Raw genomic sequence first — 26,959 nt, forward strand, 5'->3', positions numbered from 1 at the left:
GAGCGGGTATCCATGCGCTGCGCGCATGGCAGTGATGGAATTCGCTTCGCGAATTCTTAAAGGCGCTGTCGCGCCTTCCATAAACCGCTGCACGGTTTATGGAAATTCCCGCTTTGCGGGAATTGGATTTCCGCTGCGCTCCAATCCTGTAGGGAAGTCAATTCCGCTTCGCGGAGTTGACGGGGCGTCCGCTGCGCTCCCGTCCTGGCGGCTTCGCCGGGCTGGCTACGGGTAGAGAGTTGAGGTGCATCACTCTGCCACCGGGTGGGATCCCGAATCGGTGGGCACTGCCTCCCGGGACTGGCCCTGCTCTCCCCCTGCCTGTCTGGGCGTCGAGCCGGAGGGGTGGAGAGTCTTGTCCTGACGGAAAGTCACACCCAGGACCAGCCCGTCCCGCGATGTGATGGTGATGCGCAATGCTTCTGCACCGTAGCACACTGACCGGCCATGCTTGGGTGGGATCAGGACAACCATCAGCCGATGTGATGTATCGGACTGCATCTGCATCGAGCATCAAGTGATGCACGGGTAGCATCCCGAGTGAACTACTACCCCTCCCTCGGGATCTGGAGACCATTCGTCATGACCGGTGAGATCACGCTTTTCCCGCATCAGTCGGAAGCGGTGGACGCCATTGTCGCCGGGCTGGAAATCCAGCCTGGGCAGCAGATTCCGAGGAATGGTCTGCGCGGTCAGGTGCACGCGGCGTGCGGCACGGGAAAGACGTTCATTGCTGCTGGGGCGGCGCAGCGTATTTCTCCGCATGGGCGGGTGCTGGTTCTTCTTCCGACGCTGGAGTTGCTTGCGCAGACGGTGCGGGAATGGCGGGCTTTCGGGCGTTCGGGGCCGATGGTGGCGGTGTGCTCGATGGATGACGATCCGCGTCTGTATGACCTGCGGGTGCCCTCGACGACGAACGCCCCGCAGCTGGCGCTGCACTACGGCAGCGGGCCGGTGACGGTGTTCGCAACGTACGCGTCGCTGCCGGTGCTGACCGAGGCTCATGAGGGCGCGTACGGGCTTCCCATGGACGTGTGGGACCTGATCTGTGTGGACGAGGCCCACAGAACCAGTGGGTCGCTGGGGAAGGCGTGGGCGGTCGTCCACGACCAGGAGCAGCTGCCGGCGATGCGCCGGCTGTATCTGACGGCGACGCCGCGGATCTGGATGGAGCGGCCCCGGCCCCGCTGGCGGACGGAGTTCCCGAAGGGGAGCGGGGAAGCGGGTCGCCGGGCGCCGGTGGACCGGCTGCCGAAGGAGATGGCCTGCTCCATGTCGGACGAGCGGATCTACGGGCCGGTTCTGTGGGCTTTGGATCTGTCGGATGCGATCGCGCGGGGGCTGCTGGCGCGGTATCAGATCGTGGTGGTGGAGCTGCGGGACGAGCGGCTGACTCTGGAGAAGTTGTACGGCGAGGAGCGGTTCGAGGAGCAAGTGCGGGGTGAGCGGCTGGCGGTGCTTCAGGCGGCGTTGTTGGAGACGATGGCGGAGCACGGGTTGGAGCGGTGCATCACCTTCCATCACCGGACGGTCGAGGCGCAGGCGTTCTCGGTGGGGTTGGGGCGGGTGGCGGGGCGGTTGCACGCAGCTGATCCGGGGCGGTATCCGGAGGAGGTGTGGTCGGGGTGGTTGTCGGGTGAGCATGAGCCGGAGATGCGGGCGCAGGAGTTGTATCAGTTCGGGGGGCGGGCAGGGCGGGCGGTGATGTCGAATTGTCGGGTTCTCGGTGAGGGGGTCGACTGTCCGAGTGTGGATTCTGTCGCTTTGATTGATCCCAAGGGGTCGGCGGTGGATATCGTCCAGGCTATTGGACGGGCGCTGCGGCAGAAGCCTGGTCAGGATAAATTGGCGACGCTGATTGTTCCTGTTTTTCTCGGCCCGGATGAAACTCCGGAAGAAATGCCGTATTCGGCTTCTTATCGTCCGCTTTTGAAGGTTCTTTCAGGGTTGCGGGCGCATGATGAGCGTGCGGTCGAAATGCTGGCTATTCCGTCGGAGGACCTGCATCGGACGAAGCCGGTGTCGTCGTGGCTCGGACCGGCGCCCGAGGGTGACGACGGCGAGGAGGAGCGGCTGCTGCTCCGGTTTGGGGTCCATCGCGACCCGGTTTTGGTGGCGCGGATGGTGGAGTACAACCTGATCGAGCCGGAGCACGCGAACTGGCGTGCGGGGCACCGGGCGGCGGTCGCGTACCGGGAACGGGAGGGTGCTCTCGCGGTGCCGTACAACTGGGTCGAGGGCGGGGACGAGCGGGGTGAGGGCGGGTTTCCGCTGGGGCGGTGGTTGTCAGATCAGCGCCGTGCGATGCGGGCCGGGACGATGCTGCCAGAGCGGGCCGAGGACCTGGAGGCGCTGGGTGTCGTGTGGGACCCGACGGACGCTGTGTGGGGGGAGAACCTCGGTGCGGCGAAGGCCTACTTCGAGGCGTACGGGACGCTCGCCGCGCCGGTCACGGCCATGATGATGGACCGGCCCATCGGGCAGTGGCTGGCCAACGCGCGGAAGAAGAACGGGCTCGGGAAGGATCAGGCGCGGGCGTCGCGTCGTGCGGCGGCGCTGGCCGCGATCGATCCGGACTGGAACCCGGACTGGCCGATCGACTGGCAGAGGCACTACGCCACTCTGAAGGGTGTTGTGGCTCCGGGGGGTGCGCTCGGGTGCGTGGAGCCGGGGGCGATGGTGAACGGGCTCCACGTCGGCGCGTGGCTGGTCGCCCAGCAGGACGGGTGGGAGCAGCTGTCCGGGGGGCAGCGTGGGCGTCTGGTTGAGCTCGGTGTCCGACCGCCGGAGAAGGTGCCGGTCACTGTCGCGGCTAAGGCGCGACCGCGGCGGGCGGGCGGGGCGCGGGCCGGGGCATTCGAGCGGGGGATCACCGCGCTCGCCCAGCACACCGCGCGGGAGGGGACGGTAGTGGTAGCGCGGTCCTGGTCCGAGGAGTTGCCCGACGGAACGTCGGTCCGGCTCGGGGTGTGGCTGTCGAACGTGAAGAACCGACGGGCCACGCTCACCGATGAGCAGCTGGAGCGGCTGGCCAACCTCGGACTGGAATGGGCGAAGACCGCATGAACGGCGACGGCATCGAGGCGGGGCAGATCCGTACGGCGGTCGCCGGGCATGAGCGCCGGCGGGCGTGGGCGGAGGCCGAGGCGGTACTCGGCGCCGTGCTGGGAGCCCCGGAGGTGCAGCGGATCGGGCCCTGAAGGAGGACCGCCGTGCCGGGGCAGAGCTTGAGGGTGAGTTGAAGATGTTGCAGCAGCGGTGCGCGTACGCGGTTCGTACGGGCGATGTGGCTCTGCTCGCCGGGATCTGTCCGGAAGACACGGACGGTGAGGGCGGATCTGCGTGCTGGACGCGGGGCACGAGGACCGGGCTCCGCCCTGAGGCACCATGCCGGAGGTGCCTATCGCCTGGATCGGCAGCGCACCGGACGATGACTGAACCGGCCTGATACCAGGGGCGGAGCCGCCAGCATCAGGCCGTGCGGCCCGGCCGTACTCCGGGAACCGAGCCTGCTCTCGCGCACGGGCATAGAGGGAGCGTAGGGCCTCGTGTGGCCAACTACCCGGGGCCTTCCGTTTTGCCGTCGTCTGCCCGGGCACCGCATGCTGTCGGCACGTTTGCGTAGTCGACGCCGGGAAATAGCCGGATGTGGCTCTCATCGACGCGGACTCTGGCTGGTCGGGGAGCGTCGTCCGAGAGGCGGCACAGCACATCCGCTTCACGGTGGCCGTCCCTGGTGGTGTGCCAGGATCGCAACTGGCCGAAGCGACGTTTCCCGTCGACGGTCTCCACAAGGACGAGCGGGTCCGGTGCACGTCCCGGCCCCTCGGTGACCTGGGCGAAGAAGCTTTCCTGGCGCAACCGGGTGCACAAGTCCACCAGTGACGATGCCTGGGTGCTTCCCAGTTCCATGCCGATCTCGAAGTGCTCTTGAAGACCGAGGGAGGACAGGTTCGCGCTGCCGAAGTAGCCGGTGGTGCGATCGGCAACCACGAACTTGGCGTGCATCATGCCGGGGTTGGCGCCGGTCCACCAGTACAGGGACGTTCTTCCGTAGTCAGCGCAGTCTTTGACGAGATCGCTGAGAGGTTGGGCTCGGCTGCTTGGGTCGTGGGCGTAGAAGTGGACGGCGACCTGGCGCTCGGCGATGGCGGGCAGCAGAACCTCGCGCAGTAGGTCGCAGCCGTGGCGGTTCCAGAAGGGGCCGCCGATGTGGAGTTCGCTGTTGGCTCCGGCGATGACGTCCTGGACTAGCAGGTCCAGGCGTCGGACGGGGGGTGCTACCAGGTGGGCGGCGGCTCGCGGGGTGGTGAACACCAGGGGGCGCTCGGATGGTGGTGCTGCGGGCGGTGGGTCAAGGCCGTCCAATACATCCAGGAGTACTTGGAGTTGGGAGAGGCGGGCAGGGACGAGCTCTGCGTGCCGGTCTGAGCCCAGTAGGCCGCACTCGGCGGCGAGCTGGCGTACGGCGGTGGCGTGATCGTCTGCGACCCCGTGCTCGCGGAGGGCGTCGAGGGTGTCTGCTCTGGCGATCTCCCGTGTCCATCGGGCGGCTGCTGCGTAGCTGCCCGCGAGGCGCTCCAGTAGCTGGGCAAGCGGGACCAGCGGTCTCAGTTCGTCGGTCATGTGTGGCTCGAGGTGGCGGTGTGGCGGAGGAACTCTGCGGCGAGGCCCCGGTCGAGGTCGTCGTTGAACAGCTGGCAGCCGAAGGTGAGGTAGACGCAGCGTTCGCAGCAGCGTGGTGAGGACTGATGGCACAGCGGGTCGTTCTCGCAGCTGAGCACCGAGTCTGCGGTACTTTCCAGCCAGCTGAGAACGCGGTTGCTGAGAAGGGTCCACAGTGATCCGAGCGTGAATTCACGTACGTTGTCGGCGTAGATGGCGACGGTGAGCGCCTTCGTGACGACCCATTCAGCGAGCGTGTTCTCGGCCAGTCCTACTTGGCCGTCGTCCAGGGATCGAAGCAGGAGGTGGCCGAGGGTGTGGATGACCGTGTGTACGGTTGCTGCCGCACGGACGGCTTCCGGGTCGTCCTGGTCCGTGAACAGTTCCAGTAGCCGCTGGCGGGCCGCCGATTCGTCGTCGGCCGCCCCGACAGAAAGTCCTTTGGCGTTCAGGAACGACAGGACGGAACGTGCGGAGAAGGTGACCAGGAGGGCTTCGGTGTCCGATGCTGCGACGTAGACCGGGTACTTTCCGTCGTGGTGGTACTTGTTGTGGAAGCCGGTCAGGACGCCCCGCTCGGGCTCGTGATCTTCTCTGGTGTAGCCGAAGGCGACTCGAGCCACAGGGAACTCCCAGGTGACCGCGATCTCTGCGATACCTAGGGTGCGTGCCTGCTCGCGGGCGCGTTCCGTGGTCTGCTGGGCCAGCCGGTCCTGGAGCTCGGCGAAGCGTGCGCACTGGTCGTCGAGGGTGATGCGCTGGATCTGGGCGGGGTCGAAGACGGCTGCGCGTTCCACGAAAGGGCGGTCAGCGCTGAGCAGTTCCCACCGCGCGTTGTCGGCGTCCGCACTGGGCAGAGCAGCCAGGCCGCTCTCCTCTGGACCCATCAGTCTGCGGAACTGCTTAATCTCCTCCTCCCCCATGCAGATCTGGCGCAGTTGCTGTTCTCTCTGCTGCCATTCCTGCGGGGAAAGGCGCGGCACCGTGACGCTCTGGGAGGCGTCGCCGAGACCCTGGGCCATGGAGTCGATCAGGTTCAGGTAGTGGGCGGCCGCGATCCGGCCGCGCTGGGGGTGGCGCTGGTACTGCCGGAACTCGGAGTTGTCGATGTTGACGAGCTGGAGGGCGTGGACCTGGTAGGCGCGGGTGTCGTTGAACGTCCTTGCCCGCATCATGGCGCGGCCGGCTGCGTCCTTCCATTCGCAGCCGCAGGGGGACTGCGAGGTGCCCTGGAGCTTCGCGCCGCCGCAGCCTGGGCCGACGCAGCGCCAGAGGGCGGTGATGAAGCTTCCTGTGTTCTCGAACATGATGTGGTCGTAGCCGTGCGCGGGGACGCGGCACTTGGGCACGTACATGGGTCGGACACGTCCGCAGTTGTGCGCGTTGAAGTACGGAAGTTGCCGCAGCTGTGCGCCGCAGGTGCGGCACCGGGGGTCGGCCGCCAGTTGCTGGGGCTTCACGTAGGTGCGCACGCGGCGGCAGGAGCGGCGGACGCATTCGAGGACGAGGGGGAATACCTCGAAGCGAACGAGGTCGGGGCTGACCAGGACGAAGTTCTGCCGGAGTCGGCCCTGCGGTAGGGGCAGGGCGGCTCTGGCGTCTTCGCTCCAGCGCTCTAGGTAGCGGGAGATCTCGTCGTAGATGACGTCTTCGTTGAGCTTCTTGACCACGTCTCCGTCGACTGCCTGGACCCTGCCGCGTAGTCGCTGTTCGTGGCGGAAGACGGCGCCGGGCAGGAAGGCGGTCATGGCCTGGCTACGGCTGCGGTTCATCCTTGCCTCCCTTATTGCTGTCGGCGGTGTTGGTGGCGAGTGCTTTGAAGGCGTCCTGGCTGCTGGTCAGCGACTGGAACGATGTGCTTTTGTCGATGTCGCGGAAGCTGGTGAGCGGTTGTTGGAGGAAGAGGTATGCGGTGCGCTTTTCCTCTGCCCCCTTGTTGAGGTTGGGCCGTTCCTCCTGTCGCCAGGTTTCGATAATGCGCTCAACGAGGTCGTTCTCCAGTCCGCGCCCGTTGACGCCCGCCACGCGCTCGCGGTAACAGGCTGGGATGCGTCGTTCCAGCCAGGGGTCGAGGAGTGGTCGTTGGGCGCTCCACCAGCGCTTGAAATCTTTGGAGTAGTCGGCTCCTTCCGGTGGTGGCTTCAGCGCGGGGTCACGGGCGGCGTCGTGGAGCAGCGCCAGCACGATGCCGGGCAGGGTGCGTCGGGCTGCGAAGTAGGCGTACTTGTTGACGGGCACGGGGGTGACCATGCGGTCGAGCAGGCGGTGGTAGCTCAGGAAGTTGGAGAACATGGAACGTTCGCGGCGCGACACGGGGTCGTAGACGGTGACGACGAGGCCTGCGTGGGTTCGCCCGGCCCGGGCAGTGACCTGGATGTAGTCGGCGGCGGTCGGCGGCATGCCGGCCAGGACTAGGAGGTTGAGGCGCTCGAGGTCCACCCCGTGGCTGAGCACGCTGGTGCCGACCAAGGCGCGCAGTCGCTCTCCTCGCGGGATGTCCAGGTGCTCGCGTTGGACCCGTGCGATGGCCGCGGCGAGCTCGGGAACAGGGACTTCGCCGGTGAGCACCGCGTGCTCGACGCGGTCGAGTCCGGCGTGCTGCAGGTCGTCGGAAAGTTGGCCGAGCTCCTCGTCGAGCTGGGTGCCGTGCTGCTTGCTGTTCACATAGGCTAGGGAGACCTCGTAGGGGAAAAGAAGCCGTGGGAGGTCCGAGTCGGGCAGGCCGCGCAGGGCTAGGCGCTCGCGCAGGGCCTTGGGCTCCTCCTGGAGCCGGGCGATCTCGGTGAGGAGCTCGCCCTGCACGATCGCGGCGACGTCAGCTTTTCGGCGCTTGTGCGGAAGCACTCCGATGTGAACGCGCCGGAAGTCGGGCCGGGTCGTGGTGTAGAAGCTCTCGCCGAGTGTCCATCCCGGCGCGGGGAAGGCACGGGGACGGCGGCCGTAGAGCTGGCGGAGCTGGTCCTGATACTGCTCGATGGTGGCGGAGGCGCCCAGTACCTTGCTGGGCAGGCCGCTGCCGGCTCCTGACTGGAGTTCGGCGATCATGCCTTCGTAGTGCGCGTTGAACGCGCCGAGCTCCTCCTTGAGGAGGTGCATCTCGTCCTGCACCGTCAGTGCCGGTACCGGGTCCTTGATCGGGCGGGCCTCCGGGTAGCCGCCTTTCGGCGCAGTGCAATGGTCCCGCCCGGCCGAGCAGACTCCGAAACGCGGGAAGGAGAAGTAGCCATGCTCGGCGCAGCGGTGCCTGGGCCCGTGTTGGAAAGCGGTGAACTCGGGGAACCAGCTGTGCCCCGTGAGCTTGTCGACGGTGGAGATGACGATCGCGGGCAGTGTGCGGTAGACCTCGACGTCGCTCACGTGCAGGGGCAGGATCCGCTGGCAGGCGGCGCACTCGTGATGCAGGCGGACCGCGCCGGTGTCCAGACGCAGCCGTACGCTGTCGCGCTCGCAGTAGGGGCAGGTGATCACGAGCCGGTCGCGCAGATGGTCTTCGGCGAAGGTCCCCGCCCGGGTGGCCGCGGCCTCGGTCTCCCAGCCGCGCCACCAGCCCCGCTCCCAGTGGAGGTCGTTGGGGCTGCCCGTCCCGCCGGCCAAGTAGCCGAGCGCGAACGGGTCGTCGTGGGGGGATCCGATCTGGCGTTCGGCGCGGAGCGTCTCGGCCGCGATCAGCATGCGCAGGGTGCGGTCGAGTTGCTGCACGCTGAGCATGCGCAGCGGGAAGCGCAGCCAGGCGGTGACCCCTGCGTGTTTGCCTCGCAGCCGGTCGTAGAACAGGGCGGTGAGGATCAGCCCCAAGTATGCCTCGGTCTTTCCTCCGCCGGCGGGGAACCACAGCACGTCGGTGTGGTCGAGTTCCTCGCGCAGGTCTGCCCGCTGCGGGTGCTCACGCACGGCGAGGGCCGGCAGGTGGGAGACGATGTAGACCAGCTGGAAGAGCCGCCAACTGTCGTATTTTCGGTGTTTGTTGACGCGGGCGAAGACCTCGTTGGCGAGCTGGAAGGCGAGTTTGAGGTCCGGGTCTAGGTCCAGGCACTCGCGGCCGAGGCCGAACCTCCTGGCCTCGTCGTCGAACTGGGCGCGGTCGGCTTCGATGGCCTTGTGGTGCGGCAGCTGCTGGGCGGCACGGCAGGCGGCGGCGAACTCACGGGAGTAGCGGGCCATCGCGACCTCGACGGAGTCCAGGATCGGGGCCGGCTCGTCGGCGAGCTCACTCCACCGCGGGTGCCGCACTCCGGCTTGGCGGGGCACGACGGTGCGTTGGACATGGACGGGCAGGGTCTCGGTCCGCAGACCGCTGCCGTGGGGTACTGCTGCGCAGCCGGTACCGCGACCGATCACCTCCGCCAGCGCCTCCAGCCGGTAGTCGCGGGGGGCGAGGTGGAAGCGCTGGGGCACGATGCTGATGCCGTCTCCAGGAAGGACCGCGAAGCGGCAGTCGTACACGGAGAGGTCCTGCCAGTCGCTCTGTGCCGTGTCGCTTTCGTTGTGCAGGGACACGCGTACGAGGTGATCGCCGCCGTCCAAGGCTTGGGCGTGCGCGGACAGCACCAGCTGGGGTGCGCAAGGGGCTGCGTCGCGGTCCATCAGTGCCGCGACATGGCTGTGGAATGCCTCCTCGTCGGCCATGGCCTCCGCAGGAAGTACGTTGCGCCTGCGCCGTCCCTGGGGGCCCTGCGGACCAGCGGTGAGCGGGCGACGGGCCTCGGGGCGGGTGAAGTGCGCATCCACCGCGCGGCGGACCGCCCGGTCCAGCACCTGCTGAGCCTCGCCGAGCACGTGCGGATCGCGTTCGCCTTCCCCGAGCGGCACTTCGATCACCAGGTCGGGCACGTGAACGTCCTGGCGGCGCCAGACGCCCAGCAGCTCTCCTGGCCGGGCCTGTGCACCGGAGGGGCCTTCGTGGCCGCGCAGGTACTCCATGTGTTCGGCGTAGCTGGCGATGTCCTCCAGGTACAGGGCGAATCGGCAGTGGACGGCGAGTTGCGCGGTCCTGCGGCCGGGGGCGGTGCTCACCCGGAAGTCGAGTGCCAGGACCGGGGGCGCCTGTGTGCCGCGTAGGGACTCAACGGGCCGACGGCTCGGGTCGGCCGTCGCCTCGTCTGGTGCCTGCACGTGCCGCGGCGGGACCGCGACAGCGGGCAGCACTCCGACGACGACGTGGTCGCGTGGTGTCCACGGGGGCGTGTGCGGGGCACCGCTGCGGTCGGCGAGCCTGTTGGCGAGGACCTGCGTCAGGTGTTCGATCAGCACCGTCTCCCGCTGGTTGTCGGCAGCGCTGTCGGGGTGCGGCGCTAGCGGGTTGTTGCGGGCATCGGTCACGGCGCCTCCTGTGGTGAGCTGCTTGTGCCGCGGGGGCCTGGTACGCGGCACAGGGCGGCCGCCGACATGCTCTTCTGGCCGGCGACGCGGCGGACGACGACCAGGTCGAATTCCTCGAGGATCTCTGAGACATCGATCCCGGAGCACAGTGTCTTCAGCTGGCGCAGCGCGGGGCCTTCCATGCCCCGTGCAGCCTCGGTCATCGCCGCCGCCGCGGTGTGGCCCAACGTCCGATGCAGACGGCGCAGTTCCTCCGCCATGCGGGCCAGGCGCTGCCACGTGCCTCCTGCGGTCAGGCGAGTGTCCCGGGCCAGCAGGGCAACCCGGTGGATGTCTTGCGGATCCTCCGGGGCGATGACGCTGCCATCGGCCCATTTACTCACCGCCTGCCATGACGAGACCTCGCTCCCGAGGTTGTTCAGGGCTGTGAGCACGTCCGGCCACGACCCTCGCTGCTCGTACACGGCAGTGATGGCCTGGCGGAAGAGGCCGATCATCGTGTCCATGGCGGTCACCTCGGCGCTGTCATGCATCACCATGACGAGCCGGTCGTGGAGTCTGGACTGACCGTCGCCACGTGCGCGCAGCATCCGACTGCCGGGGGTGAGCGCGGCCACGGGCATCCTGGCGTAGCGCTGGCCTATGAGGACATCGACCGGCTCGTCGCTGCGCAGCCAGAGCACCGCCCCTTCGGGTTCGGTGACCACGGCGGTAGCCGACATCGGGCCGTACGCTGCCGTTGTGGCGCTGCGGCTGGGGTCCGCCGGGGTGTCGAGGGCTCGGGCTGTGGCGTCGTAGTCCTCGAAGAGCGCGGAGAGATCGAGGGCGAGCCGGCTGTCGTGCTGGGGCGAATCCTGTGATGCGGAGGACGGGCCGGAGAGGTCGACAGGGCCGTACGCGACGGGCAGCGAGGGCGTCCTAGGCTCCGGTACCTCGCCCAGCCTCAGCACTGCGGCCGTCTGGCGTACCTGCTCGTGCCAGCCGCTCAACGCGCGGTCGGCCGAACGCTCCAGCCAGGTGTACTCGCTCTGCTCCACAACGGCAACGTGTTCATCGGCAGCACCGGAGAACAACACTCCGGTGCGTAAAGGCGAGGGGGCACCGAGGTGAAGCTCGAGCCTTGGCGAGGCGTCCCAGGCCAGACGTTCCGCATAGGGCATCACGTGCAGAGCACCGGCTCCCCTGCCGGCGGCAGCCCCGGGCTGGGGGGCGAGCAGCAGGGAGTCAGCATCACCGCCGAGTGCGTCGGCCAGCTCCCCGGCGACAGCGGCGGCGGCGGAGCGGGAGGGGGTACGGACAAGAATGGGGGTACCTGTCCGGTCGGCCCGTGCCCAATCGATCAGCGCAAGCAGCAGGTCCCAGCGCGGGTTGTCGTCGTACAGCAGTTCATACAGGTCCAGCACGCCACGCCGGAGGTCGGGCCATTGAGTCTCGCGGAACAGCCCCCACGGCCCGCCCCGCCCCTCCAATGTTCCTCGGGACACCGACCGGGCCAGCGCCCGTGCGCCACTGCCGCGCCCCATCAGTACCTGCCAGGTGTCGTGCCTCCCGATCGAACCCCAGCTGCACCACAGGAGGTTGTGCAGACGCACGGCGTCGGCGACCGGCTGCGGCCAGGACTCCGACGCGCGCAGACGCCGTGCTGCGACCACACCCACCACAACCTTCCGGAGGAGATCGGCGAGCTGCTTGTGGCGGTATACGGCCACGCTCGGCGCGACTGCCGGGCGGTGGGCGAGGAGGGCGTTACTGGTCAGGGGGCCGTATGCGGGGCGGTGCCCGAGGGTGTGCCGCACGTCGGCGCGCAGCGCGGGACTCCACGGCCATTGCGTCCAGGCCCGGCTACTGTCCGGCTGGGTGCCAAGGTCGCCCACGGCTACAACACGGGCGGCGTCGTGCTCGCTTGCCCAGGCCAGCGCGCGCTCCCAGGAATGGTCGTTGGCCATGCTGGTGCGGTCGATGACGACGGTGCCGACGCAAGTGCCCAGCGAGGGCCTGCCGAGTGCGGTGTTGAGGTAGAACAGTCCCGAGGGTGAGTCGATGGCCCTCGTGATCCTTCCCTGGAGGTCGACGACCCGGCCGTCACCGCGAATTCTCTGCATGCGCAGGGCTCGCGAGAGGTTCTGCCGGCCGATCGCGAGCTGTGCCAGCCGTACGGTGACGTTGGTGCGCAGTCCGACAACGACTACCGGCCCGACAGGGATCGGGCAGGGTGATCCGCCGGTCAGCTCTGCCCCGCGCCGTATGAGCTGGAGGTAGATCCCGATCAGCACGGCCAGGTCGTGCCGCCCGCGCGGGAGGGCCAGGTAGATGCTGTGTTGATCACTCGACAACGCGCGCAACAACAGGGTCAGGGTGGCACGATCCAGCGGGCCGAGATCAACGGTACGGCCGCGGTCGGTCATGCGAAGGGCCTGCACGCGCTCGAAGAAGTCAGCGGGCCCTGCGTCAGGAGGGACGAGGCAGTCCAAATATGTCACGCGCGCCATCACCCACCTGGTATCCCCCACTACCTGCCGTTACAGTAACGCACATTGACAGGCCGTCACCTGCTCCAGCCCAACCCGAGGGTGGTGGATCCGGGTTCGGACCACCGGGGGCGTACACATGAACGAAGAGTCAGGAGCGGCCCTCCCTTTGGTCTCGCTTCTTGAGGCCGGGCCGGCACCAGTGGAGTGGAGCCGGATCGCCGAGCACGAGTCATGGCGCAAGGAGTTGCACCGGCCCGCGACCTACGTTCACAAGTGGTGGGCGAGGCGCCTGGGCAGCGTCGCACGCCACTTACTGTTGGCTGCCGTGTCCGGGCCGGACGACTCCATCGCGGACGCCTCGGACAGGCTGCGGGGGCTCGTCGTCTACGACCCCTTCGCCGGATCAGGCACCACCCTTGTCGAGGCGGCCAAACTCGGGGCCGCCGCCGTCGGCCGCGACATCAACCCCGTCGCGACGCTCACCCAGCGGCAGGCGCTGCAGCCATGGGACCTCGAGGTGCTCGCGGACCTCTTCGGTCAGGTCGTCAGGAAGTGCGCCCGCCCCGTCCAGGAACTGCACCGCACCGTCTCCGATGAACCGGTCCTGCACTACTTCTGGGTGGCCCTCGCACACTGCCCAGAGTGCGGCGAGGACGTGGAGCTCTTCACCACCCGGGTCTTCGCCCGCCATGCGTACCCGCGCAGATTCCCCCGCGCACAGGCCGTATGCCCAGACTGCCGGAGCATCTGCGTCACCGACCTGAGCAAGGACGAGAGAGGGCACTGCCCCGCCTGCGGCCTGACCTTCTCGTTCCATGGGGCCGCCCGCGGAAGGTTCATGACGTGCCGTCTCGGACACCGCACCCCTGTCATTGCCGCGCTGAACGGCGCCGTCCCGGAACGACGCATGTACGCGAAGCTGGTGCTGCGCGCCGACGGCAAGCGCGAGTACCGGGCAATCGACAACTTCGACCTCTGCCTGTACGACAAAGCGGCGAAGTCCCTCGCCAACACGTCTCCCGATGAGCTCGTACGCCCGCTCGGCACGCTGGAGGAAGGCGTCAGCACGGTCCAGGCGCTGCGCTGGGGGTACGACTCCTGGGAGCGGTTCTTCAACGAGCGTCAGCGATACAGCCTCGGGCTGATCGGCGCGGCGCTGCGCGATCTCCCCGGGGCGTCTACGGAACGCGAGGCTCTCATCGCATCGTTCGGCAGAACCGTCGAACACCACAACCTCTTCTGCTCCTACAAGGGGGAGGGCACCGGCCCGGTCCGCTCGATCTTCCACAACCACGTACTGCGACCGGAGCGGTGCAACGTCGAAGGAGACCCCTGGGGCGCCCAGGGGGGATCGGCCGGGTTCTCCGGGGTGCTCACCCGGCTGTACAAAGCGGCCCAGTACAAGAACAGTCCGCTGGACTTCAGGGCCGAGGCCGACCGGGTCCTCTCCGTCGACCAGTCCTCGCTGCCCATCGCCCGCCCCCTGAGCACGACGTGGCAGCAGTTCGAACAGGAACCCGCAACGGCTTACACCACCACCGGCGATGCCTCGCAGACAGATCTGCCCGACAACAGCGTGGACCTCATCGTCACCGACCCCCCCTACGTCGACAACGTCCACTACTCGGAACTGGCTGACTTCTTCCACGCATGGCTCAGCGCCATGCGCCCCTATCAGGGCTACCCGGACGTGCCCAGCACCCGTGACGTCCAGGAAGTACAGAACGCCACCCCTGATGGATTCCAAGCCACCGCAGCCCTCGTCTGGCGTGAGTGCCGGCGCGTCCTCAAACCCGGCGGCTGCCTCCTGTTTAGCTTCCACCAGTCGCAGACCACGGGCTGGTGCGCTCTGATGCGGTCGCTGTCGGACGCGGGCTTCACCGTCACCACCACCCGCGCCGTGATCGCCGAAGTGGCGACCAGTCTCTCCAAGACCGCAGCGGCGGAGCCCAACCGCATCGACGTCATCGTGGTGTGCCGGGACGCCGCGGACACGTCTGCCGGGGCAGCCCTCGATCTTGACCAGGCCGCCACGGAGGCACTTTCGGAGATCCAGGGCCTCCGGGGCGCTGGGCTGCGGGTGGGTCCCGGCGATGTCCGCACCGCCGTACGCGCCGCAGTCCTCGCGACAGGAACACAACAGGCAACCGCTGACTGGGAGACCCTGCAAGCAGAAGCAGACCAACGAGCCACGGCGGCGGTAGCGGAATTCAACACCACCTGACCTGGTCCGGGTCGCGCTCGCCCGGACCGGCAGCCCCGCCGCGCGAGGCGTGGCGGTGGAAACCGCGAACCGACTACAAGGCCGCGAGTTCGAAGTCGTCATTCGTCGTGCATCCGCTGTCCGGCCGCCGAGACGCCACAGCCTTCCACCTCGAGGCCGGGCGGCTGTGCGTGCTCGCCTCCCGTCACCGGCAGGCGTGCATCGTCGTCGCCCGCGAGGGCATCGCCGACCTCCTCGACAGCCACCCCTCGACCGACCCGGTGCACCTGTCCGTGCGCGCCAAGTTCCCGGACAGCTGGGAAGCCAACCAGATCATGCTGGACAAGCTCGCCCAGCAACGCGTCGCCGCCTGATCCCACACGGTGGTGCCGCCCGATGCCCGACACCTCGATCAAATTCGAATAATTGTTCCATTTTCCGGCTTTTGTCAGTGCTCGTCTTTAAGGTTTCCGTATCCGCTCCACCCGGGCGGAAACGGAAACCGCAGGGGTGCGATCGGGGGGTTGCATGCAATTCGATCAGGTCACGGCTCTCACCAGCCACCCGGCATGGGTACTGCTGCGCGCGGACAACGCCGCCTTGGTGCTGTCGTTCTGCGGCACGGTGTTCGTCGACGAGAACGCGCGCGGTGTGCCGGAAACCGTACTGGAGTCCCGGCTGGACGACCGGCTCTACCTCCTCAACGAGGAAAAGCCCGGATCGTTTCCCCGGTCCGCCGGCGCCTATCTGGCGGAGTGGACGAAGAACGGCTGGCTGCGCAAGTACTACCCACCTGGGGAGGACGAGGCGCATTTCGACGCGACTGCGGCCCTCGAGAAGGCCGTGGCCTGGGTGCAGGACCTGCCCGCACGTTCGTTCATCGGAACCGAGTCCCGCCTGAACACCATCGTCGCGCTCCTGCGGCAGATGGCGTTCGGAACGGAGACCGATCCGCAGACACGCATCGATGAACTGCGCCGGGAGCGTGACGCGATCGACGCCCAGATCGCACGGCTGCGCGCCGGTGAGGTCGACATGCTGTCCCCGCTCGCACTGCTGGACCGCTACCAGCAGGTGGAGAGCACCGCGGTCGAACTCCTGCGGGACTTCCGCGAAGTGGAGGCCAATCTTCGGGAACTGGACGTACGTCTGCGCCACCAGGTCGCCACCGCCGAGGGCGGGAAGGGAGAGCAACTGGCCTCGTTCCTGCTGGACCGCGACGAGATCGCCCGGTCCGATCAGGGACAGAGCTTCCAGGCATTCTTCGACTACCTCCTCTCGCCCCGCCGCCAGCAGGAACTGCGGGAGCTGCTGCAGCAGGTCAACCAACTGCCGCAGTTGGGAGGCAGGGCCAACCAGAGCCTGCTGAAGATCCCCTTCGCCTGGCTGGAGGCGGCCGAGAACACCCAGGACACGGTCCGGCAGCTGACCGAGCAGCTGCGCCGCTTCCTGGTCGACCGCAGCCGAGCAGAGGACCGCCGCGTACTGGCGCTGGTGCGCTCCATCCAGCGTCACGTCACCGCCCTGGAAGGCCGGGCCGATCTGCCCGGCATGGCGCTGGACGCCCCTCAGGCACATCTGACGCTGCCGATGGAGCGACGGCTGTACATGCCGGTCGAACGCATCGAGCTGGACACCGCTGCGGTGGAGGAATCCGAGGACGCGGAGGTGGACATCTCCGAACTCTTCTCCGGCGTCCACGTCGACACCGAGGCGCTGAACGGTCATGTTCTGGAGGCGGTCGCCATGAGCCCGAGCGGCCAGGCGAACCTGGCCGCCATCGTCGACGACCACCCGCTGACCCTGGGGCTCGCGGAACTGCTCGCCTACTTCCAGGTGGAGCACCCCGGCCTGGACATGATCGTGGACCCGGACCGCACCGACCTCCTGGTCTACCCGCGCGTCCACGTGCCCGGGCACACGCAGGCGAGAGTGCCGCACGTGACGTTCGTACGCGACGAAGGCGGCACCGCCGCCGGAAAGGCGGAGCAGGAATGAGTGACGCCCTGACCGTCCCCGTGGTCCACCTGCTGAAAGCGGGCGTGCTCTATCAGAGCGATGCACCTGCCGTCTGGGAGCAGATCGTCAGCCAGCAGGCGGCGATCGGCGACTACCTCAGCGTGATCGGCCTCGATGTCGTCATCGACCGCGCCGAGGGCTACGCCTACGTCCGACAGCCGGATCTCGATTCCCGTGACGACGGCGTCCCGGTGCCGCGGCTGGTCACCCGCCACCGGCTCTCGTTCCCCGTCAGCCTGATGCTCGTCCTGCTTCGCGGACGGCTCGCGGACAGCGACGCCGACTCCGCCGACCCGCGCCTGGTACTCACCCGCGACGACCTGGTCGAGATGATCCGCAGCTTCCTCCCACCACGCAGCAACGAAGCCCAGCTCGTCGACCAGATCGACGCCCACATCAAGAAGCTCGTCGACCTCAAGGCACTGCGCCAGACGAAACAGACCAGCACCTACGAGGTCCGCCGCCACATCAAGGCCCTGGTCGACGCGCAGGTCCTCAACGACTTCAACGACCTCCTCGCCACCTACCGCGACGCTGCCTCCACCACGGCCAAGGACGACACATGACCCTCACCACCGACCCGGCAGCGCTCATCCCACAGCAGGCAACGACCGCAGAGCCGGCCGGCACGTTCGACGTCGGCCCCGGTTACCGGCTCGCCCGCCTGGAGGTGCTCAACTGGGGCACCTTCCACCGCACCACCTGCACCTTCACCATCGACGGGCACTGCGCCCTGCTCACCGGGGGCGTGGGATCGGGCAAGTCCACCCTCGTCGACGCACTCACCACGCTGCTTCTGCCCGCCCACAAAATCGCCTACAACAAAGCGGCGGGCGCCGACGCCAAGGAGCGCGACCTGCGGTCCTACGTCCTCGGCCATCACAAGAACGAGCGCGTCGAGGCATCGGACACCACACGCCCCGTCGGGCTGCGCGACCACACCTCCTACAGCGTGATCCTGGGCGTCTTCACCAACTATGCCCTCGGCGCCCATCTCACGCTCGCACAGGTCTTCTACTGGACATCCCCGACCAGCACCGGGCAGCCCGAGCGGTTCTACCTCACCTCCGAGGCACCGCTGTCCATCAACACCGACTTCACCGGCTTCGGCACCGACATCACCGACCTGCGCCGGCAGCTGAAACAGCGCGGGACCACCATCCACGGCAGCGCATACACCCAGTACGGCAAGGCACTGCTGAGAGGCCTGGGCATCCCCAGCCTGCAGGCCCTGGACCTGTTCCACCAGACGGTGTCGATGAAGGCCGTGGGCAGCCTGGACGAGTTCGTCCGCGAGCGGATGCTGGAGCCGTTCGACGCGAAGACAGCCGTCGACAAGATCGTCGCCCACTTCGACGCGCTCACCGCCAGCCACAACGAAGTCGTCCGGGCCCGTCGGATGATCGAGGACCTGACGCCGATCGTGGTGGCCTGCAACCGGTACGACACCGTCCAGGGGGAGATCACCGCCCTGGACAAGCGCCGCAGTGCCGTGCCGGCGTTCTTCGCCCAGCACCGCCACCGGCTTCTCACGACACGTCACACCACACTTATGTCCGATGCGGCGGAACTGGAGGAACTGCAGTCCACTCGCGAACGGCAGCTGGAGCAACTGCGTGGGACGGCCGACGGCCTGCGGCGCCGTATCGACGGCGTCGGCGGGGAGAAGCTCATCTCCCTGACCGGCCGGATCGAAGAACTCGGCCGCGAACGCGAACGGCGCCGCAAGCGCGCCACCGAGTACGGCGCCTGGCTCGCGCAGGCCGGCATGGATCCCGTCCCCGACGCCGCCTCCTTCCGTGAGCGGACCGACCAGATCTCCACCGCCCGCTCCCGGGCCGAGGAACAAGAGCAGCAGGCCCGCGGGAAACTCGACGATCTCGCCATCGCGCGCCACGACAACACCACCGCGACCGACGCGGTACGACGCGAGATCGGCAGCCTGCAGCAGCAGCGCTCGAGCATCCCCGCCCAACTGCTGGCCCTGCGCCGCGAACTCGCCACCGCCACGGGCGTCTCCGACGAGGTCCTACCGTTCGCCGGCGAGCTGATCCAGGTCCGCGACGACGAAGCCGAGTGGGCCGGCGCCGCCGAGCGCGTACTGCACGGGTTCGCCTTGTCCCTGCTGGTCCCACACGCCCACTACGACGCCGTCTCGGCCTGGGTCAACGGCCGTCACCTGGGCCTCAGACTGGTCTACTACCAGGTCCCCGCCCACACACCCATCACCATGCTGCCGGACGACTCCACTCTGTTGACCGGCAAACTCCAGCTCAAATCCGACAGCTGGGCCCGCGACTGGCTCGCCGCTCGGCTGCGCTCGCGTGCCGACTACCTGTGCGCCGACGACCTTGACGCATTCGCCCGCGCCACCCGGCCCGCCGTCACCCGGCAGGGCCTCATCAAGGGCGGCGGAGGCCGCCACGAGAAGAACGACACCCACCGCATCGACGACCGGCGCAACTGGGTGCTGGGCTGGAGCAACCAGGCCAAGCTCGACGCCCTCCTCGCCGAGGCCACCCGCCTCACCCACGAAAGCGCCGACATCACCACATCCACCCGGGAACTCGAGAAGCAGCAGCAGGCCCGCACCGGAACCGGTGCCGCCCTCACCCTGCTGGCCAGCGTCGACACCTACGCGGAACTCGACTGGCCAAGCACCGTCGCGGACATCGAGCAGTTCGAGCAGCAGAAGAGCGCCCTGGAAGCAGAAGCCGGTCTGGACAAGCTCACCGCGCAGCTCCGGCGGGCCAAGGACGAGATCGTACAGAGCAGCAAGACGTTCACCACGGGGCAAGAGGAGCTGGGCGGCCTGCGCCGCGACGTCCAGCACATCGCCGACCTGCTGGGCAGGACCACCACGTTCCTCGCGAGGTGCGACCTCGACGGCATGGCGGAGCACGAGGAAGCCCTGACGAAGTTCCTGCCCGCAGCCGACGGCGACGGCCTCCTGGAGATGCTGGACGACGCCGAGCGCCATGCCGAAGCACGTCTGCTGCGCAGCAGCGGCAGTCGCCACGACGCCCTGCGCCACGCAAGCAGCCAGGCAGCGGGGCTGATGACCGCCTTCCGCGGCAGGTACCCGGTCCACACCGCCGAGTTGGACAACACCATCGAATCCGCCGACGGCTACCGCGCGTTGCACAGCCGGCTCACCGACGAGGACCTGCCCCGATTCGAGGAGCAGTTCCTCCAATACCTGCGCACCAACGTCATCCGCGACATCGCTTCCTTCCAGGCCCATCTCAGCGCTCAGGAGCAGCAGATCCGCGAGCGCATCGACGTGATCAACAACTCGTTGGCCGGCATCGACTACAACCCGGGCCGCTTTATCCGGCTCAACGCCGCTCCCACGCCGAACAAGGAAGTCCGCGAGTTCCAGCACGATCTGCGCGCCTGCACTAGCGAAGCGCTCTCGAACGACGCCGACGACACCTATACCGAGGAAAAGTTCCTCCAGGTCAAGGTGCTCCTCGACCGTTTCAAGGGCCGCCCGGAGCAAACCCGTCTCGACAAGGAGTGGACCTCCCGGGTCACTGACGTGCGCCGCTGGTTCGTCTTCTCTGCCAGCGAACTCAACCGCGAGGACGACGCCGAGTACGAGGTCCACTCCGACTCCGGCGGCAAGTCCGGTGGCCAGAAGGAGAAACTCGCCTACACCATCCTCGCCGCTTCCCTCGCCTACCAGTTCCGCATCGACCCCACCGCCGCCAAACCCAAGACCTTCCACTTCGTCACCATCGACGAAGCCTTCGGACGCGGTGACGACCCCTCCGCCCACTTCGCCCTCGACCTGTTCCAGCGCCTGGGCCTCCAACTCCTCGTCGTCACCCCGCTCCAGAAACTCCACGTCATCGAACCCCACGTCACCCGCGTCGGCTACGTCGACCGCCCCGACAAGACCCGCTCCCGCCTGAACAACCTCACCATCGAGGAGTTCCGCGCCCACAAGCAGGCAGCAGCCCAGCAGACGAACCAGCCCCCGAAGGAGCAAGGGTGACCCCGGCAGAATGGACCCGCCCCGAGCATGTGGTGGAAACCCTGCGCCGCAAGTGGACCAGCGGCCGCTACCTCACCGCCGCCGCAGGCGGACACCCCTTCGAACCCATCGGAGTACCGCTGAAGGGCCCGACTGCGGCCGACGCCCTGCAGCATTACGAGCAGGCGCTCGCCTGGGCCCAGTGCTGGGCCCCCGACCGGAACCCCCATCTGCGCATCCAGACCAAATCCATCGGAGGCCGCAACGGCACCCCGTCGAACACCGTCCCGGCCCGAGCCTGGGTCGACACCCGCGACCGCCTCTGGACGCTGCTCCGCGTCACCACCCAGGTCGACCACTTCCACACCCTGCACGAGCAGACCGCACGCCAGGACCCCCGCATCGCACACTGGATGGCCGACCACCCCATGAAGGTCCTCGCCCACGCGGCAGAATGGCACCGGCTCGTGCGCACCACGTGCTGGATCCGCGACCACGACACCAAAGCGGTCTACCTGCGCGAGATCGACACCCCAGGCGTGGACACCAAGTTCATCGAGACCAACAAAGGAATCCTCGCCGAACTCCTCGACTGTGTGCTCCCCGAGAGCCGCGTCAACACCAGCGCACCGAAGAGCGATCTCGTCACACGGTACGGCTTCCGCACCAAGCCCATCTACATCCGCCTGCGCTACCTCGGCGCCTCTCCCCTGCCCTTCAGCGAACTCACCGTCCGCGCCGAGGAACTGGCCGACTGGTCCCTGGGGGTGCGCACCGTCTTCGTCCTCGAGAACGAGATCACCTACCTCTCCCTGCCGCCGGTCCCCGACGCCATCGCCATCCTCGGCTCCGGATACGCCGCCGCCCTGCTGCGTCACCTGCCCTGGCTCGACGACGTCGACCTCTATTACTGGGGCGACATCGACACCCATGGCTTCGCCATCCTCAACCAGGTCCGAGGACGCTTCCCGCACACCACATCACTGCTCATGGACCGCGCCACCCTCCTCGCCCACGAGTCCCACTGGGGCCAGGAGAAGAGCCAGGCACGCGGCGGCCTGACACACCTCACCCCCGAGGAGGCCCGCCTCGACCAGGACCTGCGAACCGGCGCCTACCGGCCGCACCTGCGCCTGGAGCAGGAGCGCATCGCCATCACCGCCGTGCGAGAGACTCTGACGCGGCACCGGGAGTGACACCGAGGGCTGCGGACGGCCGCATGCCAGGACCGTGGTCGAGGACGAGGCCACTCCCGCGCCCGGCGGTCGGCGGCTCCCTGCGCTCCAGTCTCCGCCCCTACCGTGCCCCGCGGCGTACGGGTCACGGCCGAGCCCGACGAACGCGCACGAATCTTCGTCACCCGCCAGCACTGACCGGCAGCCAGTCGGTCAACCCCTGCAGCCTCTGACGACAACAACCCACCTCGACAAACGGAACCGGCAGTGACCGATACCTGGAACGGTGTGGAGATTCTCGCGCCGCCGAACAGGAACTTCTCACCAAAAGGCACGCACTCTCCTCGCCAACTGTCCGAGCGCTGCACACAGGCCAGTCTCCACCCCAGGGGTTCACCGTTTCCACGGCTCGGACATCTCAGTGAGAACTGCGCCGGGCAGCGAAGCAAGAGTCAGCACGCAGCCCTCGGAAGAATCAGAAGTACCGTTCCCATGACAGCGGCACGGGGCGGGGTGTACCGGCCCATGACAGTGGCGACGGCAGCAGACACCACCTAATGTCAGTGACCCGACCCGCCGAACACGCCCCACCAGCACAAACACACCAACCTGACATGCCGTCACTGACATGACTCCACTGACACCAAACCGGCACATCGCAACCCGTTCCAGGCGGGACAAGCTCACCCAGGAGCAGCTCGACGCACTACGGGAGTTGGGCATGGCCTGGGCGGCGTAGACAGGATTCCTGCGTCGCTGATCAGGTGTTTCTCACGATGCAGTACGCAGATTTCTCAGCAAGCGCGCCACCCCTGCGCGTAGACCGTGCTCTGCCACCAGGAGACTCGTCTCCCTACCGCTCGGGCATCTCAGTGAGAATCTACCTAGGCGACGAAGCGAGAGCCAGCGTTGAGCCCGCCTCGGTCGGAGCGTGGGAACTTGTGGTTTCCCGCTCGTTCCAGAGCTCGCAGCACTGCCAGTTCCGATGCGGTTGTCATGTCCAGTGCTGTCGCCATCACAGTCCGGTCCATTCACTCAAATGCAGTGTCAGCAGCGCCCCTTGAGACACCGCTGTCCTGGTTGCTACCAGCACGATGCTAGGCAATGGGTTGGCAAGGACGGGCTGGTTGCACCGAACTCTGACTCGATCGAGTGGATGACCCCTCGCCTTTCGCCGCACTCGCCGCCCTCACGAAGCTCGGCATTGACTGGGCCTGACCAAGGCGCGCATGGCTGTCCGTAGTGGGCGGCCGGTGCTCACTGCCTGTCTCGGGATGGGAAGAATCCTTGGCGCTCCGAGCCGTCCACGCTGAATGCGTGGACGGTGGCACGCCCCCTGATGCTCTCTGGCGGTGTGGGGTTCTCGATCACGATGACCTGGCCCGGGGGATTCTCCAGGAGGTCGCGGTAGAAGTTCTCGGCGACGTCGGCGGTCATCAGCTCGGGACGGTCTTCATGCGGGTCTTCGGGCCGGCGGTAGGTGAGGACCGGCGTGTCGAGTACGACGAAGCCTGGGTGGATCAGGTCGCGGGCTGTGTTCAGACGAGCGAGTGATACTGCGAAGGCGGCGTGGAGGATGGACCGCATACCCCTGCCGCGGCTCTTTCGCGACTGTCCGTCAACGGAGAGCTCGGCAGCCGTCGGGTCGTAGCGGACGCGGTTGTGTCCCGGAACATGCCAGGCTTCCAAGGTCTCATGGATCACGCGCTCGAAGTCGGCGACGTCGGCGGCAGGGATGCCGTCGGGACGGGCAGCCGGCAAAGTAGGAGCCGCAGTGGACAGCGATGCCTTGAGGTCCTCGAGCTGCTCGATCTGAGCGTGCAGGGCAAGCTCGCTTTCAACCCGTGAACGGGCGCTCAGTAGCTCGGTGGCGTCTGTGTCGACCGGTTGCATCCGTTGATCGAGTGCGCGGAGCTCCGCAGCGTTATGCGTGAGCTCTCCGTCTCGGGCGACGCGGGCCGACTCTATGTCCGCTGCCTGCTCTTCCAGGTCTTCGATCATGAGGAGCAGGTCGCTGAGCAGGCCAGTTGTTTTGCGCGTCTCTGCAGCTACAGACGCCGCCAGCTGGGTGCTCTCGGCAACGTGGTGCTCCGGGTGCTGGTGCTGAGGCTCGGCGCCGCAGAAGACGCAGGTCCCGGTCTGGAAATAGCCCAGGAGGGTTCCGGCTTCACCGACCATCTGGAGCCGGGCCAGGTCCGACTCGTACTGCTCTTTCAGCAAAGCGAATCGCGCCAGCAGCTGCTGGACCTCGGCGGCTCGCTGCTGGGCCGCGAGGTCTATCTCTTCCAGGCCCCGGCGGTCCCGCAGAAGGCTGGTGCGGATTTCAGCAAGTTCGACGGCGGCGGCGGTCACCTCGCCGAGGGACGCCTGCAGGCGGTCGAGCCGCTCCCGCAGTTGCGACTGGTTCGCCTCCATCGTGAGCTTCTCGCGGGTCTCGTCGATGAGGTGGTCGATGACCGCGATCTTGCCCTTGCCGAACTGCTTTTCCAGATTGCTGGGCGCGGCAGGGCGCTCCGGCTCCTCCTGTCCGCTGAGGAGGAGTTTGAAGACCGACTTCTCCCTGGTCTCGTTCTGTGGCATCCGGGTGCCGAGCACGGGGGACCTCTGGTCGGCCATGCGTGTGTCGTTGACGACGGCCAGGCGGGCCAGGTCCCGGAAGTTGAGCGGCAACGCCTTGCCGCCCGAGTTCTGGAGAACCCTTCGGCCGTCGATCCCCAGCACGGTCAGCAGGTAGCGGGAGATGTTCTTCTTCGACTTGGCGTTGTGCTGGTACCCCAAGGTCTCGTCGGCCGGCTCGGACGGGACGTCCCGGAGGTCGCGGTTGAACACCTCGATGGTGTCGCCGCCGACGGCGCGGGACAGGGTCAGGCTGCGGCCGTCGCTCACCCGTAGGCCCAGGAGGATGCGGGTGTAGCCGTCGTCCTCCGGGATCGACTTGAGTTCGCTGGCGCCCAGCATGTAGTCCACGGCCTCTTCGACGTAGGACTTGCCCGTGTCGGAGGCTCCGTAAATGACCGTCAGTCCGAAGCTGAATTCCACCGCTGCTGAGGGCTTGTCCATGCCGAGGAAGGTCAGGTGTACGAGCGTCAGCCTGTTCACAGGACGTCCTCTTCTCCCAGGTCTGCGGTACTCACGTGAAGGCGGCCAGACCAGCGCTGGGTGATCTGCTTCATGCCCTCGCGGACGTCCGTTCCTTCGTGCATGTAGGTGCTGGTCAGCCAGTCGGCCCGCTCGATGAGCTGGCCGACGTAGGGGGACTCCAGGGCGCTGAGGAAGCTCGCTGCCTCGTCCGTGGCCCCGTACATGAAGCCGTCGTCGGTGGCGGTCATGTCGGCGAGGCCAGCGCGCAGCAGGACCATGAGGCCCTGCTCGATGAGGTGGCGGCGCAGGCCGAGCTCACCAGGGCCGGCGGGGAGATCAGGGTGGAGGCTGGCCGGGCCGTGGTCAAGGTCGCCGCTGTGGAGCATGGCGTGGTCCAGGTAGACGAGCTGGGCGACGTCCAGGCGGCGGGGGAAGGTCTCTGACAAGAGGACCAGAGCGCGCATCCCGGCCTCCACAGGGCTGTTGAGGGGGGTCACAGGATCTCCTCTTTGCACCAGGTCAGCCGGTCGTCGTTGGCCAGACGATGGCACATGCCCTTGAGGTCGATGACCTTCACCACGGGGGCGAGGATGTTCGCCGGGTTCGGTTTGTGGGCGACGGCCACGTCGAGTACGGCTTCCAGCCGTGCATAGCCGCTGGCGTGGTCGCGGTCCTCGGTCTCGATCACGGCGTCGTACAGGTCGGTCTCGATCGCGGTGTAGGTCGCTTCCGGGACGCTCTCCTGGGCGAAACGCCACAGCGACTCGGCGTGGAAGAAGGCGGCACGCTGGCGGAAGAGGTGGCCGCTGATCTTCGCATGGTCGCGGGCCTGCTGAAGCGTCGCCAGGGCGAGGCCGTGCTTCGCGTTGTAGGCGTCCAGGAGCTTGCGGACGTAGACAGCCTCATGGGGTGCTTGGTCGGGCGGAGCCGGGTCGGCGGCCGGGCGCGGCTTGAGCGGTTGCGGAAAGCGCCGCACGTGGTGGGGGGTCGCAGCGTGCAGTTCGAGGATCTCGTCCAGGTTCCGGGCTTCGAACATCGAGAAGTCCGTCGCCAGCGCCAGAGCCCCCACGGCCTGCCGCCGGTTGGGAGTGAGCTTGGTTCCGAGCTTGGAGTCCTTGTCATTCCACGCCGCGAAGAACTCCCTCTTCAGCTGAGGCGGGTTAAGCAGAAGACGATCAAGACCGGTACCGATCTTGGGTGCGACGAAGACATAGCGCGTGGGCAGCTCGTAGGTACCGATGACCTTCGCCTCGAAGATCTTGACCATCTCCGGGAAGGCGTGCGACTGCCCGAGCGGCTTGAGGTAGTGCTTGCACTGGTAGCAGTGCCACTCGCCTGCCGTGCCTTGCTGGGAGAGACAGGCTGCGACGTCCGCTCCGCGGTCGCCGGCTCCGCCCATCCGCTGCACCCGGACGTAGGGACGGCCTGACCATGTACCGAACTGGTGGACCCACTCGACGGTGAAGTCTTCCCAGTCGTCCGCGTCATAGATGTACTGCAGGTACACCTGAGGTGTGGGTGTGGGAGCGCTCTGGGTCGGCGGAGCCAGCACGACGACCTCTGACGATTCGGGCTCTGGAAAACCCTCAAAGACCGGCCGGGCTCCGTCTCTGCCAGGCTCAAGCACACCCACCACACTCCGCCCCCGGACTCAATCAGTCACGCATGATCACACACCGTAGTGATATCACCACGAATGGCCTACCGGGAAGCCTTCAGCACCGAACAGACACATCCGCAATGCAAAGGAAGCCCACCCGCATATCTCGGACGTCATACTCCTGCCAGCCTTCGTGCCCTGTTCATTTCCGGAAGGGCTTCAGGGATGGTTCCGCGTACCTCCCCTCACTGGGGAGACGGCGTTCTCGTTCCAGTGCCGGATCGCAGACCCCTACGGACCTGAGCCGTGTGGGTGACCCGCACGTCGTCGTTCGAGTCCAGGACCACAGTGAGGAGCGGGCGGGCGGCCATGATCACTGCATCCCTTGCCGGGCATCTGGGGTCCGGATTGGTGCCGCACACCAGGTCGTCGGTTCCGGTCTCGCCC

At 67.4% G+C, this 26,959-nt stretch carries 14 protein-coding genes and 1 pseudogene; 8 read left to right on the forward strand and 7 right to left on the reverse strand.

Annotated features, from left to right (window positions below):
• The first annotated feature begins 582 nt into the window (after window positions 1–582).
• Window positions 583–3,066: a DEAD/DEAH box helicase gene (locus tag NBG84_RS07090; protein ID WP_250918442.1), complete on the forward strand. Its 2,484-nt coding sequence runs from the start codon at window positions 583–585 to the stop codon at window positions 3,064–3,066.
• Entirely contained in the window at window positions 3,048–3,200 is a 153-nt protein-coding gene (locus NBG84_RS07095) for a hypothetical protein (RefSeq protein WP_250918443.1), read from the forward strand. Before NBG84_RS07090 ends, NBG84_RS07095 begins: the two co-directional genes overlap by 19 nt.
• 358 nt (window positions 3,201–3,558) lie before the next feature.
• Here the strand turns inward: NBG84_RS07095 and NBG84_RS07100 are convergent, their stop codons facing one another.
• The 4 genes from NBG84_RS07100 to NBG84_RS07115 are packed head-to-tail and all read right to left on the reverse strand — an operon-like array spanning window position 3,559 to window position 12,473.
• The gene (locus tag NBG84_RS07100; protein ID WP_250918444.1) at window positions 3,559–4,626 is read right to left on the reverse strand and encodes a phospholipase D-like domain-containing protein; all 1,068 of its coding nucleotides are present in this window, start codon (window positions 4,624–4,626) and stop codon (window positions 3,559–3,561) included.
• The gene (locus NBG84_RS07105; RefSeq protein ID WP_250918445.1) at window positions 4,623–6,437 is read right to left on the reverse strand and encodes a hypothetical protein; all 1,815 of its coding nucleotides are present in this window, start codon (window positions 6,435–6,437) and stop codon (window positions 4,623–4,625) included. The genes NBG84_RS07100 and NBG84_RS07105 overlap by 4 nt, the downstream gene beginning before the upstream one ends.
• Window positions 6,421–9,984 carry a helicase-related protein gene (locus NBG84_RS41020; protein WP_250918446.1) on the reverse strand — a complete coding sequence of 1,188 codons (3,564 nt, stop codon included), beginning with the start codon at window positions 9,982–9,984 and terminating at the stop codon, window positions 6,421–6,423. Before NBG84_RS41020 ends, NBG84_RS07105 begins: the two co-directional genes overlap by 17 nt.
• Complete coding sequence (locus tag NBG84_RS07115; protein WP_250918447.1) at window positions 9,981–12,473, reverse strand: DISARM anti-phage system protein DrmE domain-containing protein; 2,493 nt, start codon at window positions 12,471–12,473, stop codon at window positions 9,981–9,983. Before NBG84_RS07115 ends, NBG84_RS41020 begins: the two co-directional genes overlap by 4 nt.
• Before the next feature lie 118 nt (window positions 12,474–12,591).
• Between NBG84_RS07115 and NBG84_RS07120 the strand changes: the two genes are divergently transcribed.
• From NBG84_RS07120 to NBG84_RS07145, 6 genes and pseudogenes are all read left to right on the forward strand, one after another.
• Window positions 12,592–14,679, forward strand: coding sequence for a DNA methyltransferase (locus tag NBG84_RS07120; protein WP_250918448.1), 2,088 nt, complete (start codon window positions 12,592–12,594; stop codon window positions 14,677–14,679).
• A 4-nt stretch (window positions 14,680–14,683) separates the two neighbouring features.
• Window positions 14,684–15,032: pseudogene (locus tag NBG84_RS07125) on the forward strand (AAA domain-containing protein); the annotation flags it as partial.
• Between the two features lie 154 nt (window positions 15,033–15,186).
• Window positions 15,187–16,656 carry a DUF3375 domain-containing protein gene (locus NBG84_RS07130; RefSeq protein WP_250918449.1) on the forward strand — a complete coding sequence of 490 codons (1,470 nt, stop codon included), beginning with the start codon at window positions 15,187–15,189 and terminating at the stop codon, window positions 16,654–16,656.
• On the forward strand, window positions 16,653–17,243 hold the full coding sequence (locus NBG84_RS07135; protein ID WP_250918450.1) for a DUF4194 domain-containing protein: 591 nt from the start codon (window positions 16,653–16,655) through the stop codon (window positions 17,241–17,243). Before NBG84_RS07130 ends, NBG84_RS07135 begins: the two co-directional genes overlap by 4 nt.
• Window positions 17,240–20,677 carry an ATP-binding protein gene (locus NBG84_RS07140; RefSeq protein WP_250918451.1) on the forward strand — a complete coding sequence of 1,146 codons (3,438 nt, stop codon included), beginning with the start codon at window positions 17,240–17,242 and terminating at the stop codon, window positions 20,675–20,677. The genes NBG84_RS07135 and NBG84_RS07140 overlap by 4 nt, the downstream gene beginning before the upstream one ends.
• Entirely contained in the window at window positions 20,674–21,852 is a 1,179-nt protein-coding gene (locus NBG84_RS07145; RefSeq protein WP_250918452.1) for a Wadjet anti-phage system protein JetD domain-containing protein, read from the forward strand. The genes NBG84_RS07140 and NBG84_RS07145 overlap by 4 nt, the downstream gene beginning before the upstream one ends.
• Before the next feature lie 1,236 nt (window positions 21,853–23,088).
• Here the strand turns inward: NBG84_RS07145 and NBG84_RS07150 are convergent.
• Genes NBG84_RS07150 through NBG84_RS07160 form a run of 3 tightly spaced genes read right to left on the reverse strand, consistent with a single transcriptional unit; the run spans window position 23,089 to window position 26,419 of the window.
• Window positions 23,089–24,930: a coiled-coil domain-containing protein gene (locus NBG84_RS07150; protein WP_250918453.1), complete on the reverse strand. Its 1,842-nt coding sequence runs from the start codon at window positions 24,928–24,930 to the stop codon at window positions 23,089–23,091.
• A complete protein-coding gene (locus NBG84_RS07155) occupies window positions 24,927–25,409 on the reverse strand; it encodes an ABC-three component system middle component 2 (protein ID WP_250918454.1) in 483 nt (160 codons plus the stop codon). Before NBG84_RS07155 ends, NBG84_RS07150 begins: the two co-directional genes overlap by 4 nt.
• Window positions 25,406–26,419: an ABC-three component system protein gene (locus NBG84_RS07160; protein ID WP_250918455.1), complete on the reverse strand. Its 1,014-nt coding sequence runs from the start codon at window positions 26,417–26,419 to the stop codon at window positions 25,406–25,408. The genes NBG84_RS07155 and NBG84_RS07160 overlap by 4 nt, the downstream gene beginning before the upstream one ends.
• Between the last annotated feature and the right edge of the window lie 540 nt (window positions 26,420–26,959).

It is taken from the genome of Streptomyces albipurpureus (assembly GCF_023701525.1).
Taxonomy (GTDB): domain Bacteria; phylum Actinomycetota; class Actinomycetes; order Streptomycetales; family Streptomycetaceae; genus Streptomyces; species Streptomyces albipurpureus.

Bases quoted from the DNA above. Each gene is read 5' to 3' on its own strand.
- NBG84_RS07130 (WP_250918449.1), top strand. From the start codon at position 15,187: ATGCAATTCGATCAGGTCACGGCTCTCACCAGCCACCCGGCATGGGTA.
- NBG84_RS07140 (WP_250918451.1), top strand. From the start codon at position 17,240: ATGACCCTCACCACCGACCCGGCAGCGCTCATCCCACAGCAGGCAACG.
- NBG84_RS07115 (WP_250918447.1), bottom strand. From the start codon at position 12,473: ATGGCGCGCGTGACATATTTGGACTGCCTCGTCCCTCCTGACGCAGGG.
- NBG84_RS07120 (WP_250918448.1), top strand. From the start codon at position 12,592: ATGAACGAAGAGTCAGGAGCGGCCCTCCCTTTGGTCTCGCTTCTTGAG.
- NBG84_RS07100 (WP_250918444.1), bottom strand. From the start codon at position 4,626: ATGACCGACGAACTGAGACCGCTGGTCCCGCTTGCCCAGCTACTGGAG.
- NBG84_RS07095 (WP_250918443.1), top strand. From the start codon at position 3,048: ATGGGCGAAGACCGCATGAACGGCGACGGCATCGAGGCGGGGCAGATC.
- NBG84_RS07105 (WP_250918445.1), bottom strand. From the start codon at position 6,437: ATGAACCGCAGCCGTAGCCAGGCCATGACCGCCTTCCTGCCCGGCGCC.
- NBG84_RS07090 (WP_250918442.1), top strand. From the start codon at position 583: ATGACCGGTGAGATCACGCTTTTCCCGCATCAGTCGGAAGCGGTGGAC.
- NBG84_RS07135 (WP_250918450.1), top strand. From the start codon at position 16,653: ATGAGTGACGCCCTGACCGTCCCCGTGGTCCACCTGCTGAAAGCGGGC.